Genomic DNA, 14051 nt, shown 5'->3' with positions numbered 1-14051 from the left:
GGAGTTAAACTTATTCAAGTGCGGTCGTTTTTCAAAACGTTTTTAAAATCGACCGCACTTGGGCTCAATAGGGGTCAATACCCTGACTTATTCTTCGTCCAAATCGATGTTGATACCAAGTGAACGGATTTCTTTCATAATTACGTTGAAAGATTCCGGTGTGCCCGGATCCATTTGTTGGTTGCCGCTGACGATGTTTTTATACATCTTCGTACGACCGTTCACATCATCGGATTTCACGGTTAACATTTCTTGTAAGGTATAAGCCGCACCATAAGCTTCAAGTGCCCACACCTCCATCTCACCGAAACGTTGACCACCGAATTGCGCCTTACCACCCAACGGTTGTTGAGTAACAAGACTATAAGAACCGGTTGAACGCGCGTGCATTTTGTCATCAACCAAGTGGTTCAATTTGAGCATATACATGTAACCTACTGTTACCGGACGCTCGAATTTCTCACCTGTACGACCATCATAAAGGGTAATTTGACCGGAAGTCGGTAAACCACCAAGCTCTAATAAGCCTTTAATTTCTTTTTCATGGGCACCATCAAATACCGGTGTCGCAATCGGTAAACCCTTACGCAAGTTTTGCGCTAAACGCATCACTTCTTCGTCAGTAAAGGTGCTGAGATCCACTTTTTGTGAACCGCCGCCAAGGTCATAGGCTTTTTGCATGTATTCACGCAATTTCGCGATAGATTGTTGTTGTTTAATCATCGCGTTAATTTGATCGCCGATACCTTTCGCCGCCAAACCTAAGTGAGTTTCTAAGATCTGACCGATATTCATACGGGACGGAACGCCCAGCGGGTTCAATACGATTTCAACAGGTTGACCGTTTTCATCGTATGGCATGTCTTCCACAGGATTAATTTTGGAGATAACCCCTTTGTTACCGTGACGACCCGCCATTTTATCACCCGGTTGAATTTGACGTTTCACCGCCAAGTACACTTTAACGACTTTCAACACGCCCGGTGCTAAATCGTCGCCTTGGATAATCTTGTTGCGTTGAACTTCTAATTTACGTTCAAATTCTTTGCGTAATTCTTCGTGTTGTTCCGCTAACTGCTCTAATTGGTGTTGTTTTTCCTCGTTGTCTAAGGTTTGTTCCAACCATTTAGTGCGGTCTAATTTATCTAAAGATTTCGCATCGAAACCACCGGATAACAATAGGTTGCGGACACGCATAAACAAGCCGGCTTCCAAGATCTCAAACTCTTCGCTCAAGTCTTTTTTCGCTTGTTTTAATTGCATTTCTTCGATTTCTAACGCACGTTTGTCTTTTTCTATGCCATCACGGGTAAACACTTGTACGTCAATAACGGTACCGGAAACGCTGTTTGGTACGCGTAAAGAAGAGTCTTTCACGTCAGAGGCTTTTTCACCGAAGATCGCGCGTAATAATTTTTCTTCCGGGGTTAATTGGGTTTCACCTTTTGGTGTCACTTTACCGACCAGAATATCGCCGCCTTTTACTTCTGCACCGATATACACGATACCGGATTCGTCCAATTTGCTTAATGCGGCTTCACCGACATTAGGAATATCCGCGGTAATTTCTTCCGCACCTAATTTGGTATCACGTGCCACGCAAGAAAGCTCTTGAATGTGAATAGTTGTGAAACGATCTTGTTGTACCACACGTTCGGAAACTAACATGGAGTCTTCAAAGTTATAACCGTTCCATGGCATGAACGCCACGCGAATATTTTGACCGAGCGCCAACTCACCTAAATCGGTAGAAGGACCATCCGCCAAAATTTCACCACGCTCAACCGGTTCGCCTAATTCCACACAAGGAATTTGGTTGATACAGGTGTTTTGGTTAGAACGGGTATATTTGATTAAGTTATAAATATCAATACCGGCTTCGCCCGCAACGGTTTCGTCTTCATTGACTTTCACTACAATACGGGAAGCATCCACGTATTGAATCGTACCACCGCGTTTTGCAACAACCGCAACACCGGAGTCGAGCGCTACCGCTTTCTCAATACCGGTACCGACTAATGGTTTATCTGCGCGTAATGTTGGTACGGCTTGACGTTGCATGTTCGCACCCATCAAGGCACGGTTCGCATCGTCGTGCTCTAAGAATGGAATCAAAGCTGCTGCCACAGAAACCACTTGTTGGGTAGAAACGTCCATATAGTGAATTTCTTCCGGTTTATACAAACCAGATTCACCATGTTCACCACGACAGGTAACAAACGCATCGGTAAAACGGAAGTCCTCATCAAGGTTTGAGTTCGCCTGTGCAATAACGTATTTACCTTCTTCAATCGCAGAAAGGTATTCGATTTCTTCAGTCACTTGGCCATTGACGACTTTACGATACGGTGTTTCTAAGAAACCGTAGTCGTTGGTACGCGCATAAACGGAAAGAGAGTTAATCAAACCGATGTTTGGACCTTCAGGGGTTTCAATCGGACACACGCGACCATAGTGAGTCGCATGGACGTCACGCACTTCAAAGCCTGCACGTTCGCGAGTTAAACCGCCCGGTCCCAATGCAGAAATACGACGTTTGTGTGTAACTTCTGATAACGGGTTGTTTTGGTCCATAAATTGAGATAATTGAGATGAACCAAAGAATTCTTTCACCGCAGCAGAAATCGGTTTCGCATTAATTAAATCTTGTGGTGTAACTGCTTCCAGGTCACCTAAAGACAAGCGCTCTTTCACCGCGCGCTCAACACGCACTAAACCAATACGGAATTGGTTCTCTGCCATTTCACCCACTGAACGAATACGACGGTTACCCAAGTGGTCGATATCATCCACTTCACCACGACCGTTACGAATTTCGATCAATTTCTTCATGACATTAACGATATCTTCGTTACTTAATGTGCCACTACCGGTAGTTTCTTCAATGCCTAAAGAGCGGTTAAATTTCATACGACCTACCGCAGATAAATCATAACGGTCGGAAGAGAAGAATAAATTATCAAATAACGCTTCAGCAGCTTCTTTTGTCGGCGGCTCCCCCGGACGCATCATGCGATAGATTTCGACTAGCGCACTCAAACGGTCATAAGAAGGGTCAACACGTAAGGTTTCGGAAATATACGGACCATAATCAAGATCATTCGTAAACAAAGTCTCAATTTGTGTATAACCGGCTTGTGCCAATTTGGCCAATAGCTCAAGGGAAAGCTCCATATTGGCAGGGCAAACCAATTCACCGGTTTCAAGATCCACATAATCTTTTGCTGCAACTTTGCCAACAATATACTCAGTCGGCACTTCAACTTGTGTGATGTTGTCTTTTTCTAAAGCTTTAATATGACGTGCAGTAATGCGACGACCACGTTCAACATACACTTTGCCATTAGCTTCAATATCAAATGCTGCCGTTTCACCACGTAAACGTTCAGGCATTAGATTCATCAGTAATTTATTATCTTTAATTTCGAAGACAACTTTATCAAAGAAAAGATCTAGGATTTGTTCAGTGGTGTAACCTAACGCACGCAAGATAATGGTTGCCGGTAACTTACGACGACGGTCAATACGCGCATATAAGTTATCTTTTGGATCAAATTCAAAATCCAACCATGAACCACGGTAAGGAATAATACGTGCGTTATATAGCACTTTACCTGAAGAGTGCGTTTTACCTTTGTCACTATCAAAGAATACACCCGGACTACGGTGTAATTGAGACACGATAACACGCTCGGTACCGTTAATCACAAAAGTACCGTTATCGGTCATTAAGGGGATTTCCCCCATGTAAACTTCTTGTTCTTTAATATCTTTGATCGTACCCGGTGCAGCGTCTTTGTCATAACTTACTAAGCGTAATTTCACGCGTAATGGTGCTGCATAGGTGGTGCCACGGATTTGACATTCACGCACATCAAATACCGGCTCGCCTAATTGATAGCTAACATATTGTAATTCGGTATTTCCATTGGTACTGACAATAGGGAATACTGAACGGAAAGCGGCCTCTAAGCCTTGCTGACCATCCGGATCTCGTTGAATAAATTTCTCAAAAGAATCAAGCTGGATTGTTAATAAATAAGGAATATTTAAAACTTGCGGACGTTTGCCGAAGTCTTTACGAATTCGTTTTTTCTCGGTATAGGAGTAAACCATAGGGTTCCTCTGTTTGCTGTTCAGTGACCCACAATCAACACACAATAATTTGGGCAAAAATTGGTGATAACATATTAGATACCGTTTTAGATGACCGCACTATGAACCTTACTTCTTGAGTGGGTGACTCAAATTAAAATGCTGAATTTAATCTGAGGAAACAAAAGTAATTAAACGGCAAATTTACTTCTGTTTTTGATAGCACAAAATGGCTGATGGTCACCCACCAGCCATTTAGCCTGAGAAACAGGACAAAACAAAATCAAAATTATTTGATTTCTACTTTCGCGCCAGCTTCTTCTAATTCTTTCTTAAGTGCTTCTGCTTCTGCTTTAGCGATGCCTTCTTTCAATACAGCTGGTGCAGATTCAACTAAGTCTTTAGCTTCTTTCAAGCCTAAACCGGTTGCACCACGTACTGCTTTGATTACTGCTACTTTGTTAGCACCCGCTTCAGCAAGAACTACGTCGAATTCAGTTTTTTCTTCTGCTGCCGCTGCTGCACCACCTGCTGGCGCTGCTGCTACTGCTGCCGCTGCTGAAACACCGAATTTTTCTTCCATCGCTGTGATTAATTCAACGATTTCAGTTACAGATTTAGAAGCAATCGCTTCAATGATTTGTTCGTTAGTTAATGACATAACAATCAATTCCTAAAGTAAATAAAGTTAATTGGATGAAGAAACGCTTGATTAAGCCGCTTCTTGTAATTTGTCGCGTAATGCCGCAAGAGTGCGAACAAGTTTTCCTGCCGCAGCTTCTTTCATTGTGCCCATTAAACGTGCAATTGCTTCGTCGTAAGTCGGTAATGTTGCTAAGAATTCAACATCTTGGATCTTACCTTCAAAGGCTGCACCTTTAAGTTCAAACTTATCGTTTGCTTTCGCAAATTCTTTGAACAAACGTGCTGCAGCACCAGGATGTTCAGTAGAGAATGCGATAAGTGTTGGACCGGTGAATGTGTCTTTCAAACATTCGAATTCAGTGCCTTCTACCGCACGACGTAATAAAGTATTACGAACAACGCGCATAGAAACACCGGCTTCGCGTGCAGATTTACGCAATTCGGTCATTTTGTCTACTGTTACACCACGGGAATCCGCGATCACAGCAGAAAGGGCACCTTTGGCTGCTTCATTTACTTCGGCAACAATTGCTTGTTTGTCTTGAAGATTTAATGCCATTGGCTTTTAGCTCCTGAATACACTCCGATTGCTCGGAATTTAAATACCTAATAAAACGACTATTAGGACGAATTCGGTGCACAGAAGCAAGAAAATTCTTATTCTGTTCACCATCTACGTAGGATAATTAAGATCGCTCCCCTACGGTCTTGGACGGGGCTTGAATGAGGTCAAGCACCAACCAGAAATACTAAACCGCAAATAAACTACGGTCTAAAAAGGTCAAAGATTATAACGGTCGAAATATCGTTTGTAAATGCTCGATGACAAAAAATCACCACTCAACAATGATAAACACCGGAAAAAATAACCGCACTCACAAAAGTGCGGTCATATTTTATTATACTTTGATGAATTACAGTGAAGCTTGATCGATAGCTACACCAGCACCCATTGTCGTAGAAAGACTGACTTTCTTAATGAAGATACCTTTAGAAGTTGCAGGTTTTGCTTTAGTTAAAGCGGCTAACAACGCTTGAAGGTTTTCTTTTAATTGCGCTTCAGAGAAGTTTGCTTTACCGATAGTGGTGTGAATGATACCGTTTTTATCATTACGGTAGCGAACCTGACCGGATTTCGCATTTTTAACAGCATCCGCAACGTTTGGTGTCACAGTACCCACTTTCGGGTTTGGCATTAAACCACGCGGGCCTAATACTTGACCTAATTGACCAACAACACGCATTGCATCAGGAGAAGCGATTACAACGTCAAAGTTCATTTCGCCTTTTTTAACTTGCTCTGCTAAGTCTTCCATACCGACTAAATCAGCGCCTGCTGCTTTAGCTGCTTCTGCGTTCGCACCTTGGGTGAACACAGCCACGCGAACTTCACGACCTGTACCATGTGGTAACACAGTTGCACCACGAACGTTTTGGTCAGATTTACGAGGATCAATACCTAAGTTTACTGCAACATCAACACTTTCAACGAACTTAGCTGTTGCGAATTGTTTTAATAACGCGATTGCTTCGTTGATTTCATATGCTTTAGTAGAATCTACGCCAGCTTTGATTGCTTTCATTTTTTTAGTCAATTTAGCCATCGTATTATTCCTCCACCACTAAACCCATTGAGCGAGCAGTACCAGCAATTGATTTCATTTTGGTTTCGATAGTCGCACCAGTCATATCTGCTGCTTTAGTTTCAGCGATTTGACGAACTTGATCTAAAGTGACTTTACCCACTTTATCTTTGTTCGGTTTACCAGAACCAGATTTGATACCTGCTGCTTTTTTCAATAAAACTGCTGCCGGTGGGGTTTTTGTAACGAACGTAAATGAACGGTCTGCATAGACAGTAATAACAACCGGAATTGGTAAACCTTTTTCTAAGCTCTCAGTACGAGCGTTGAATGCTTTACAGAATTCCATGATGTTCACACCTTGTTGACCTAATGCCGGACCAACCGGTGGTGATGGATTTGCCATACCCGCTGCAACTTGCAACTTAACGTAGGCTTGGACTTTTTTTGCCATTTTAGTTTCCTCTAAATGGGTGATAACGCTATTACTAGCTCCCCTGTTGATAAAAAGGGTTGCATTTTAATCAAAGGCAACCGGTTTTTCAAGTAAAATACTTGAGAAAGTCACCGCACTTTATCCTAGATCCTAGTTGATTTAAAGTGCGGTCAAAATTTTGAACATTTTTAACTAGCTATTCTTTTCCACTTGACCAAATTCAAGCTCAACCGGTGTCGCACGACCAAAGATAGATACAGAGACTTTCAAGCGGCCTTTTTCGTAGTCGATTTCTTCGACTGTACCGTTGAAATCCATAAATGGTCCTTCGGTGACGCGGACTTCCTCGCCCGGTTGGAAGGTCGTTCTTGGTTTTGGTTTATCGCTATTTTGCTCTAAGCGATTTAGAATGATATCCGCTTCACGATTGCTAATTGGTGCCGGTTTATCCGGTGTACCGCCGATGAAACCCATCACACGTGGCACGCTACGCACCAAGTGCCAAGTGTCATCGTTCATTTCCATTTGTACTAATACATAACCCGGAAAATATTTACGTTCACTTTTGCGACGTTTACCTGCCACATTTTCGACAACTTCCTCTGTCGGCACTAACACTTCACCGAATTGATCTTCCATATTGTGAAGTTTGATGTATTCACGCAATGTGGTCGCAACACGCGCTTCAAAACCGGAGAAGGCCTGCAACACATACCAACGTTTTTTATTTGCGGTTTCGGTCATTTTAGAATCTCCAGTCAGTTAAGAAGGTAATGATACTCACGATAATTGAATCTAAGCCCCAGAGGATTAAAGACACAAACACAGTTACACCCACAACAATAAAAGTGGTTTGCGTTGCTTCCGGGCGGCTTGGCCAAACAATGCGACGTAATTCAGTGCGAGCATCTTGGAAGAAACCAAGTGCTTTTCGTCCTTGGTTAGTCATTGCCGCTATCCCTAAAGCAATCAGTAACAATACAACAACAGCAACAACACGGATCGGCGTGGAATATTGATCTTCGAAATAAATATTACCGAAAGCTGTTGCAGCAATGATCACAACTGTCAACAACCATAAAAAAGCATTTAATCCTTTAGACTTTTCTTCAGGAGCCTCAAGCGTATTTTTCTTTTTTTCTATGTCTAATGCCATAAATTTAATCCATCGTAATAACGTAAAATAAGGAATCTTGTTGATAAGGCGCGAAATTATAACAACTAATTCCTCAGTTAGCTATAAAAAGTTCCCACTGCAAAACAAGAGATGGCAATACAAGAACATTACTCGGCAAAGTAATTAGCACTGATCAGAGGCGCAAGATATGGTCTTTTTTGTATTAAGCGCATCCTCATTGCTACCCATTGCATCTATCAATGATTGCATTTTGCGTAAAATCATATTGAGAACAATGCCATAGGCCGGTACGAACAATAGAACACCAATAAAGAGTTTGAATAAATAATCGACAAAACCGATTTCGACCCAGTGTTCCGCCATAAACGGATCGCTACTGGCATAAAAAGCTATCGCGAAGAACAAATAGGTATCTGCCATTGAGCCAAATACCATAGAGCTAGTCGGTGCAATCCACCACGTTTTCAGTTGACGGAGTCGGTTAAAGACCACAACATCCAGCAACTGCCCAAAGACATAAGCACAGAAACTAGCTACCGCAATACGAAAGACGAAGACATTAAATTCACTTAACGCAGAGAATCCTTGATATTGGCTTTCTGAAAAGAGTGTAGAAACTAAATAACTGATAATTAACGCAGGAATCATGACAATAAAAATAATCCAACGCGCTTCTTTTGCACCAAATACCCGCACGGTCAAATCGGTTGCTAAGAAGATAAATGGGAACGTGAGTGATCCCCATGTGCTGTGAAACATGAAATCTTCCTGTGCACCAAACAGGGTTAATGACACATGAATTTCAAAAGGAATTTGGACTAAGTAGTTGCTGGCAGCAATGATAAAAATATGAAAGAAACTGAGCAGAACAAGCGCTCGACGTTTTTGGCGATCGTTGAAGATCGAAAATGCCTGTGTCATTTTGTGTTACCTTTTTAGTTTAAATTGGGGTTAGGGAACCCAGTGAATATGTGATTCTGCAAAAATTGCAGGGCGCAAATAATACTTCATCAAAAAAATAATTCAACCGAAATATCGCGCACTTCAAAAGGTCAAGATTTTTCTGTATCATGAAAAAGAATTATTCTTAATATTAAAAAGGACCTTTATGAAATCATGCATTAAACTTTCTCCTATTAGTTTAGCTCTTTTTTCTGTTTTCTCGACCCAAACATTCGCAGAGGAAACAAATACTGAGGCATTAGCACCTATCGTTGTCACTGCCGCCGGTACCTCTCAAGATTTAAAAGATGCGCCTGCCAGCATCAGCATTGTGAATAAAGAACAGCTTAAACAACATCCATCCAATCGTTTGGAAGAAGCGTTACAAGATATTCCGGGCGTAAATGTCAGTGGGAGTAATGTAAATAAATCAGATATTTCTATCCGTGGTTTACCGGCTGATTACACATTAATCATGGTTGATGGTCGTCGTCAAAATACCCGTGAATCCCGCCCAAATGGTAACGGCGGTTTTGAAGGTGCATTTATCCCGCCGGTAAATGCAATTGAGCGCATTGAAGTGGTGCGCGGACCGATGTCCTCTCTGTATGGTTCTGATGCGATGGGCGGCGTTGTCAACATTATTACCAAAAATGTTACCAAAGAATGGACAGGCTCTGCTTCCGTCGGTTTTACCGCACATGATAAGAGCACTTTTGGTAATGGACATCATGGTAATTTCTTTGTCTCAGGTCCATTAGTTCAAGATAAGTTAGGGCTGCAAGTTTATGGCGGTGCAGACTATCGCCCTGAAGATAATATCATCGGCGGTTCTAATCGTAATAAAAACCGAAATATCAATGCTAAACTTTCCTTTACACCAACTGATAAACAAACCTTTATCTTAGAAGGCGGTCGCCACTTACTCGAAAAACAGGAAACACCGGGAAAATCCTTAGCGTTAACAACAACGCGTGGTGCCAGTGTTGCACACAACCAACCGGGAGCTACACACGCCATCAGAAATCACTGGTCTTTAACCCATCAAGCCGATTGGGATGTGATAAGCTCCGAATTGAGTTTATATCAAGAAAAAGCCAAACGTGAAGTAAGCACGAATGGCGTGGTAGATTCTCGTAAACCGGAAATCACAAACACCGTATTTGATGCGAAATTCATGTTACCTGTGGCAAACCATTTCTTCGTATTTGGTGGTCAGCATCAAAATGCCAAATTGGAAGACGATTCCGTTACCAAAGTCAATCGAATGACAAGAACAGTGAATGGAAAAACGCAAACACGCTCAGTGCCTGTTTATAAAAATACGAAAAATAACGTTCACCAGTATGCGTTTTTCCTTGAAGATGAAATTAATTTCACCGATAAATTCCTATTAACCCTAGGAACTCGCTTGGATCATCACCAGAAGTTTGGTACGCATTGGAACCCAAGAGCCTATGCGGTTTACCATATTGATGATAACTTCAGTGTAAAAGGGGGAATCGCGAAAGCTTTCCGTGCACCAAGTATTCGTGAATTGAGCGAAAGCTATGTTACTGCGACAGAAGCGGGCGCCGGTGTCATTTACGGTAATCCAAACTTAAAACCGGAAACCAGCGTCAATGAGGAGGTGAGTGTTGTTTACAATCACGATAGCGGTGCCAATGCCACAGTAACCTTGTTTAATACAGAGTTTAAAAACAAACTGACCAGCCATTACACCGGCAATCCGGATCCGCTTACCGGTGCTAAACTTTATAAATACAGCAATGTCGGTCGCGCCAATATTAAAGGCGTTGAAGTGAGTTCCCATATTCCGTTTGACGAACACTGGAACGTAGATTTGTCTTATACATACCAGCATTCAAAACGTAAATCGGATGAAGACATTTCAGCTTCAGGCGTGAGTTTAAGAGGATTGCCATTGGATAACACACCTAAGCATTCCGCTAGCGGAAAACTAAATTGGATCGTAAATGATCGCTTAAGCGCCTATACTCGCGTGGCTTATAAAGGTAAACAAATTTGGGCAAATCCGCGTAATGGGGACAACCGAAATGCCTACCGTACTCGCGGCGGATATACCACGGTGGATTTGGGCACAACCTATAAGGTTAATCCAAATGTCTCTCTTAACTTTGCGGTATTAAATATTGGTAATGAAATTGGCGAGCGTGTGGATACCAACGGCGGAAGCTGGACGGTAGAAGATGGTCGTCGTTTCTGGACAAACCTTAATATCACATTCTAATCCAATCACAATAAGGCACATTTGATTTCTAAAATGTGCCTTTATTCTCCCCTAAAAGTGCGGTCAAAATTTACTTTAAATGCTATAATTCAGGTTCATTTAATACGTTAAGTAACGTCAAACGCTTACGATAATTTTTCAAGACACTATCGATATGTGACTGTGGCATAAATGATTGCGAATAAATCCGCTCGACCTTCTCTTTTTCTTGTGTAATTTCAGGAATGAATTTTTGAATAATCACATTCTTACTTAATCCAATATTTTCCCCAAACTCGACAAAATCATCACCGATATATTCACCGTAGAGAAAGACTTTTCCCGAGCGGACTAAATTGCGCATAGCGACACTCCTAATGTTCGAGCAACAAGAAAAATAGTGGTAAATCGAACTTGGCTTGGATCTTGAAATAAGCGATTTAGCGTAGAAATAGACACGCCGGTTTGCAACTCCAACATACTCAGCTCAATACCAAGTGATTTCCGTTTATCATTTAGCATTTTTCCAAATGCCTTGAGATCAGTAATTTTCCCGGCATAAAGCTGTTGCCTTAATAATCTACCTCCTCAAAGGGAGATGATTCATTCAAGTGAGCTGACAATGATGCTGTATCAGCACAATATGAAAATACAGAATAAAGTTGTGCTAATGCTTGGTTTATGAAACAATTTGTCGCTATTTAGTGTAAAAAATGAGACAGATTAAGGGATACGATAGTGATCGATTTCGATGGCTACCGTCCGAATGTAGGCATTGTTATTTGTAACGACAAAGGGCAAGTGCTGTGGGCGAAGAGATACGGACAGAATTCTTGGCAATTTCCGCAAGGGGGCATTAATGATAACGAAACTCCCGAGCAAGCCATGTTTAGAGAATTATTTGAAGAAGTGGGGCTAACGCCTAAAGATGTGCGTGTTCTATATGCGTCTAAACAGTGGTTACGTTATAAATTACCGAAGCGTTTATTGCGTCACGATTCCAAACCGATGTGTATCGGGCAGAAGCAACGTTGGTTTTTATTGCAGTTAGTGACTGATACCAAGAATATCAATATGCAGTGCAGTAAAACGCCGGAATTTGACGGATGGCGTTGGGTAAGCTTTTGGTATCCGGTGCGTCAAGTGGTGTCTTTTAAAAAAGAGGTTTATCGTAAAGCCATGAAAGAGTTTGCGGCGGTGTTATTTGATGAAAATAGTAAAGCCTTGGCGCAGACTGAAACCGCAACATTCGGCGATAAAAAACCCGCTTTCTCTTCTCTCAAGCAACATTATTCTAAATCGCCCAAACGCACACCGCGTAAATATAGAGGATAATTATGTTAACCTTCTTTCTCTTCTGCTTGCTTGCCGGTTGTGCCGCCGGCTTCTTGTCGGGGCTTTTCGGCATTGGCGGCGGCATGGTGATTGTACCGATGATGGTTTATCTACTGCCAATTGTGGGTGTGCCGGATTCATTACTCATGTCCACCGCACTTGGCACGTCTTTTGCTACCATCGTGGTTACCGCATTTTCTTCCGCACAACGACACCACAAGCTCGGCAACGTGGTTTGGTCAACGTTGAAATATTTTGCGCCCGCGTTAATGATTAGCGCCTTTATTTCCGGGCAATACATCAGTAAATTGCCACCTGAAATTTCCGGTAAGTTATTTGCCTGCTTAGTCACCTATCTGGCGATTAAAATGATTTTGTCTATTAAGCCGAAAAACATCGATCCGAACAAAAAAATCACGCCTTTATCCTCAATTATCGGCGGTGCTTTAATCGGTATGATATCAAGCGTTGCCGGTATTGGTGGTGGCGGCTTTATCGTGCCGTTTTTAAATTCACGCAATGTGGACATTAAAAAGGCCATCGGTACCGCCGCATTTTGTGGCATGTTAATGGGCATCGCCGGTATGTTGAGCTTTATGCTGAGCGGTTGGGGGACGCCGGGAATGCCGAATTATTCCCTCGGTTTTGTGTATCTTCCCGCGGTATTAGGCATTACCGTCACCTCATTTTTTACCTCCAAACTCGGCGCCAATATGACCAACCGATTACCGGTGTCAACCTTGAAGAAAGGATTTGCCGCCTTCTTAATTGTGGTGGCGATTAATATGTTATTGAAATAAGGAATGTTATGAATTCAGACTATTTGGTTTTACCCCATTTCGACCCGGCGATTTTTGAATTTGGCCCGATTGGCTTGCGCTGGTACGGTTTAATGTATCTACTTGGTTTTATTTTTGCTCGCTGGCTTGGCATACGTCGTGCCAAACAACCGAACAGCGGTTGGACGGTGGATCAAGTGGACTCTTTGCTATTTAACAGCTTTATGGGGATTTTCTTCGGCGGACGAATCGGCGATGTTTTCTTTTATAATCTGGATCGTTTTTTACAGGATCCACTGTACTTATTCCGCGTTTGGGAAGGGGGAATGTCTTTCCACGGCGGTTTAATCGGTGTGATTATCGCTATGATCATCACCTCTAAGATACAAAAACGCCGCTTTTGGGCAACGGCTGATTTTATGGCGCCCTTAATTCCGTTCGGGCTAGGTATGGGGCGTATTGGTAATTTCATTAACCTTGAATTATGGGGGCGTCAAACCGATGTGCCTTGGGCGATGATTTTCCCAACGGATCCGCTGCTCTTGCCGCGCCATCCGTCTCAGTTATATGAAGCTGTGTTGGAAGGTTTAGTGTTGTTCTTGATTCTCAATGGGTTTATTCGCAAACCACGTCCGACAGGTTCTGTGGCTGGGTTATTCCTTATCGGCTACGGTTTTTTCCGTTTTATTGTTGAATATGTTCGCGAACCGGATGTAGAACTTTTCCTCAATGTGATCACGCGCGGGCAGTTACTTTGCGTACCTATGATTGTAGGGGGCATTGCCATTATGCTTTGGGCATATCGCCAAAGTGCGGTGCAAAAATCCGTTAAATAATGCCTTTGGCATGATTTCATTTTCTTCATTTT

At 42.3% G+C, this 14051-nt stretch carries 12 protein-coding genes and 2 pseudogenes; 4 read left to right on the top strand and 10 right to left on the bottom strand.

The features are described from left to right. Nucleotides 1–87: 87 nt before the first annotated feature. The 8 genes from rpoB to AC30SF_RS00390 form a co-directional block, all read right to left on the bottom strand. Nucleotides 88–4116, bottom strand: a complete 4029-nt coding sequence (rpoB, locus tag AC30SF_RS00425; RefSeq protein ID WP_489607206.1) for a DNA-directed RNA polymerase subunit beta — start codon at nt 4114–4116, stop codon at nt 88–90. Between the two features lie 268 nt (nt 4117–4384). After that, the gene (gene rplL / locus AC30SF_RS00420) at nt 4385–4756 is read right to left on the bottom strand and encodes a 50S ribosomal protein L7/L12 (protein WP_005702046.1); all 372 of its coding nucleotides are present in this window, start codon (nt 4754–4756) and stop codon (nt 4385–4387) included. 51 nt (nt 4757–4807) lie between these two features. Further along, the gene (gene rplJ / locus AC30SF_RS00415; protein WP_021616062.1) at nt 4808–5299 is read right to left on the bottom strand and encodes a 50S ribosomal protein L10; all 492 of its coding nucleotides are present in this window, start codon (nt 5297–5299) and stop codon (nt 4808–4810) included. A gap of 355 nt (nt 5300–5654) precedes the next feature. Further along, complete coding sequence (gene rplA / locus AC30SF_RS00410; protein ID WP_290521274.1) at nt 5655–6344, bottom strand: 50S ribosomal protein L1; 690 nt, start codon at nt 6342–6344, stop codon at nt 5655–5657. 4 nt (nt 6345–6348) lie between these two features. Beyond that, nucleotides 6349–6777 carry a 50S ribosomal protein L11 gene (gene rplK / locus AC30SF_RS00405; RefSeq protein WP_005630840.1) on the bottom strand — a complete coding sequence of 143 codons (429 nt, stop codon included), beginning with the start codon at nt 6775–6777 and terminating at the stop codon, nt 6349–6351. A 174-nt stretch (nt 6778–6951) separates the two neighbouring features. Continuing rightward, entirely contained in the window at nt 6952–7503 is a 552-nt protein-coding gene (gene nusG, locus AC30SF_RS00400; RefSeq protein ID WP_021616064.1) for a transcription termination/antitermination protein NusG, read from the bottom strand. A gap of 1 nt (nt 7504) precedes the next feature. After that, nucleotides 7505–7915, bottom strand: coding sequence for a preprotein translocase subunit SecE (gene secE, locus AC30SF_RS00395; protein WP_021616065.1), 411 nt, complete (start codon nt 7913–7915; stop codon nt 7505–7507). Between the two features lie 144 nt (nt 7916–8059). Then, nucleotides 8060–8818 carry a 7-cyano-7-deazaguanine/7-aminomethyl-7-deazaguanine transporter gene (locus tag AC30SF_RS00390; protein ID WP_489607205.1) on the bottom strand — a complete coding sequence of 253 codons (759 nt, stop codon included), beginning with the start codon at nt 8816–8818 and terminating at the stop codon, nt 8060–8062. A 187-nt stretch (nt 8819–9005) separates the two neighbouring features. On the opposite strand from AC30SF_RS00390, the gene AC30SF_RS00385 reads away from it, so the two are divergent. After that, on the top strand, nt 9006–11090 hold the full coding sequence (locus AC30SF_RS00385) for a TonB-dependent receptor domain-containing protein (RefSeq protein WP_489607204.1): 2085 nt from the start codon (nt 9006–9008) through the stop codon (nt 11088–11090). Between the two features lie 82 nt (nt 11091–11172). Here AC30SF_RS00385 and AC30SF_RS00380 read toward each other — a convergent pair. Then, nucleotides 11173–11397: pseudogene (locus AC30SF_RS00380) on the bottom strand (type II toxin-antitoxin system HipA family toxin); the annotation flags it as partial. A 23-nt stretch (nt 11398–11420) separates the two neighbouring features. Further along, a pseudogene (locus AC30SF_RS00375) lies at nt 11421–11642 on the bottom strand (helix-turn-helix domain-containing protein); the annotation flags it as partial. A gap of 165 nt (nt 11643–11807) precedes the next feature. On the opposite strand from AC30SF_RS00375, the gene rppH reads away from it, so the two are divergent. From rppH to lgt, 3 genes are read left to right on the top strand one after another with little or no spacing between them, the layout of a single operon-like run. Then, a complete protein-coding gene (gene rppH / locus AC30SF_RS00370; protein ID WP_489607203.1) occupies nt 11808–12404 on the top strand; it encodes an RNA pyrophosphohydrolase in 597 nt (198 codons plus the stop codon). A gap of 2 nt (nt 12405–12406) precedes the next feature. Continuing rightward, nucleotides 12407–13204: a sulfite exporter TauE/SafE family protein gene (locus tag AC30SF_RS00365; RefSeq protein WP_489607202.1), complete on the top strand. Its 798-nt coding sequence runs from the start codon at nt 12407–12409 to the stop codon at nt 13202–13204. Nucleotides 13205–13212: 8 nt separating this feature from the next. Further along, nucleotides 13213–14019 carry a prolipoprotein diacylglyceryl transferase gene (gene lgt / locus AC30SF_RS00360; protein ID WP_489607201.1) on the top strand — a complete coding sequence of 269 codons (807 nt, stop codon included), beginning with the start codon at nt 13213–13215 and terminating at the stop codon, nt 14017–14019. Nucleotides 14020–14051 lie beyond the last annotated feature (32 nt).

The sequence above is a fragment of the Aggregatibacter valvarum genome (assembly GCF_980468985.1).
Note: the sequence above shows the minus strand (reverse complement) of the source record. Positions and strands in the feature narration are given on the sequence as shown.

Excerpts from the sequence above, each read along its gene's own strand:
- rpoB (WP_489607206.1), bottom strand. The coding sequence starts at position 4,116 with ATGGTTTACTCCTATACCGAGAAAAAACGAATTCGTAAAGACTTCGGC.
- rplL (WP_005702046.1), bottom strand. The coding sequence starts at position 4,756 with ATGTCATTAACTAACGAACAAATCATTGAAGCGATTGCTTCTAAATCT.
- rplJ (WP_021616062.1), bottom strand. The coding sequence starts at position 5,299 with ATGGCATTAAATCTTCAAGACAAACAAGCAATTGTTGCCGAAGTAAAT.
- rplA (WP_290521274.1), bottom strand. The coding sequence starts at position 6,344 with ATGGCTAAATTGACTAAAAAAATGAAAGCAATCAAAGCTGGCGTAGAT.
- rplK (WP_005630840.1), bottom strand. The coding sequence starts at position 6,777 with ATGGCAAAAAAAGTCCAAGCCTACGTTAAGTTGCAAGTTGCAGCGGGT.
- nusG (WP_021616064.1), bottom strand. The coding sequence starts at position 7,503 with ATGACCGAAACCGCAAATAAAAAACGTTGGTATGTGTTGCAGGCCTTC.
- secE (WP_021616065.1), bottom strand. The coding sequence starts at position 7,915 with ATGGCATTAGACATAGAAAAAAAGAAAAATACGCTTGAGGCTCCTGAA.
- AC30SF_RS00390 (WP_489607205.1), bottom strand. The coding sequence starts at position 8,818 with ATGACACAGGCATTTTCGATCTTCAACGATCGCCAAAAACGTCGAGCG.
- AC30SF_RS00385 (WP_489607204.1), top strand. The coding sequence starts at position 9,006 with ATGAAATCATGCATTAAACTTTCTCCTATTAGTTTAGCTCTTTTTTCT.
- AC30SF_RS00365 (WP_489607202.1), top strand. The coding sequence starts at position 12,407 with ATGTTAACCTTCTTTCTCTTCTGCTTGCTTGCCGGTTGTGCCGCCGGC.
- lgt (WP_489607201.1), top strand. The coding sequence starts at position 13,213 with ATGAATTCAGACTATTTGGTTTTACCCCATTTCGACCCGGCGATTTTT.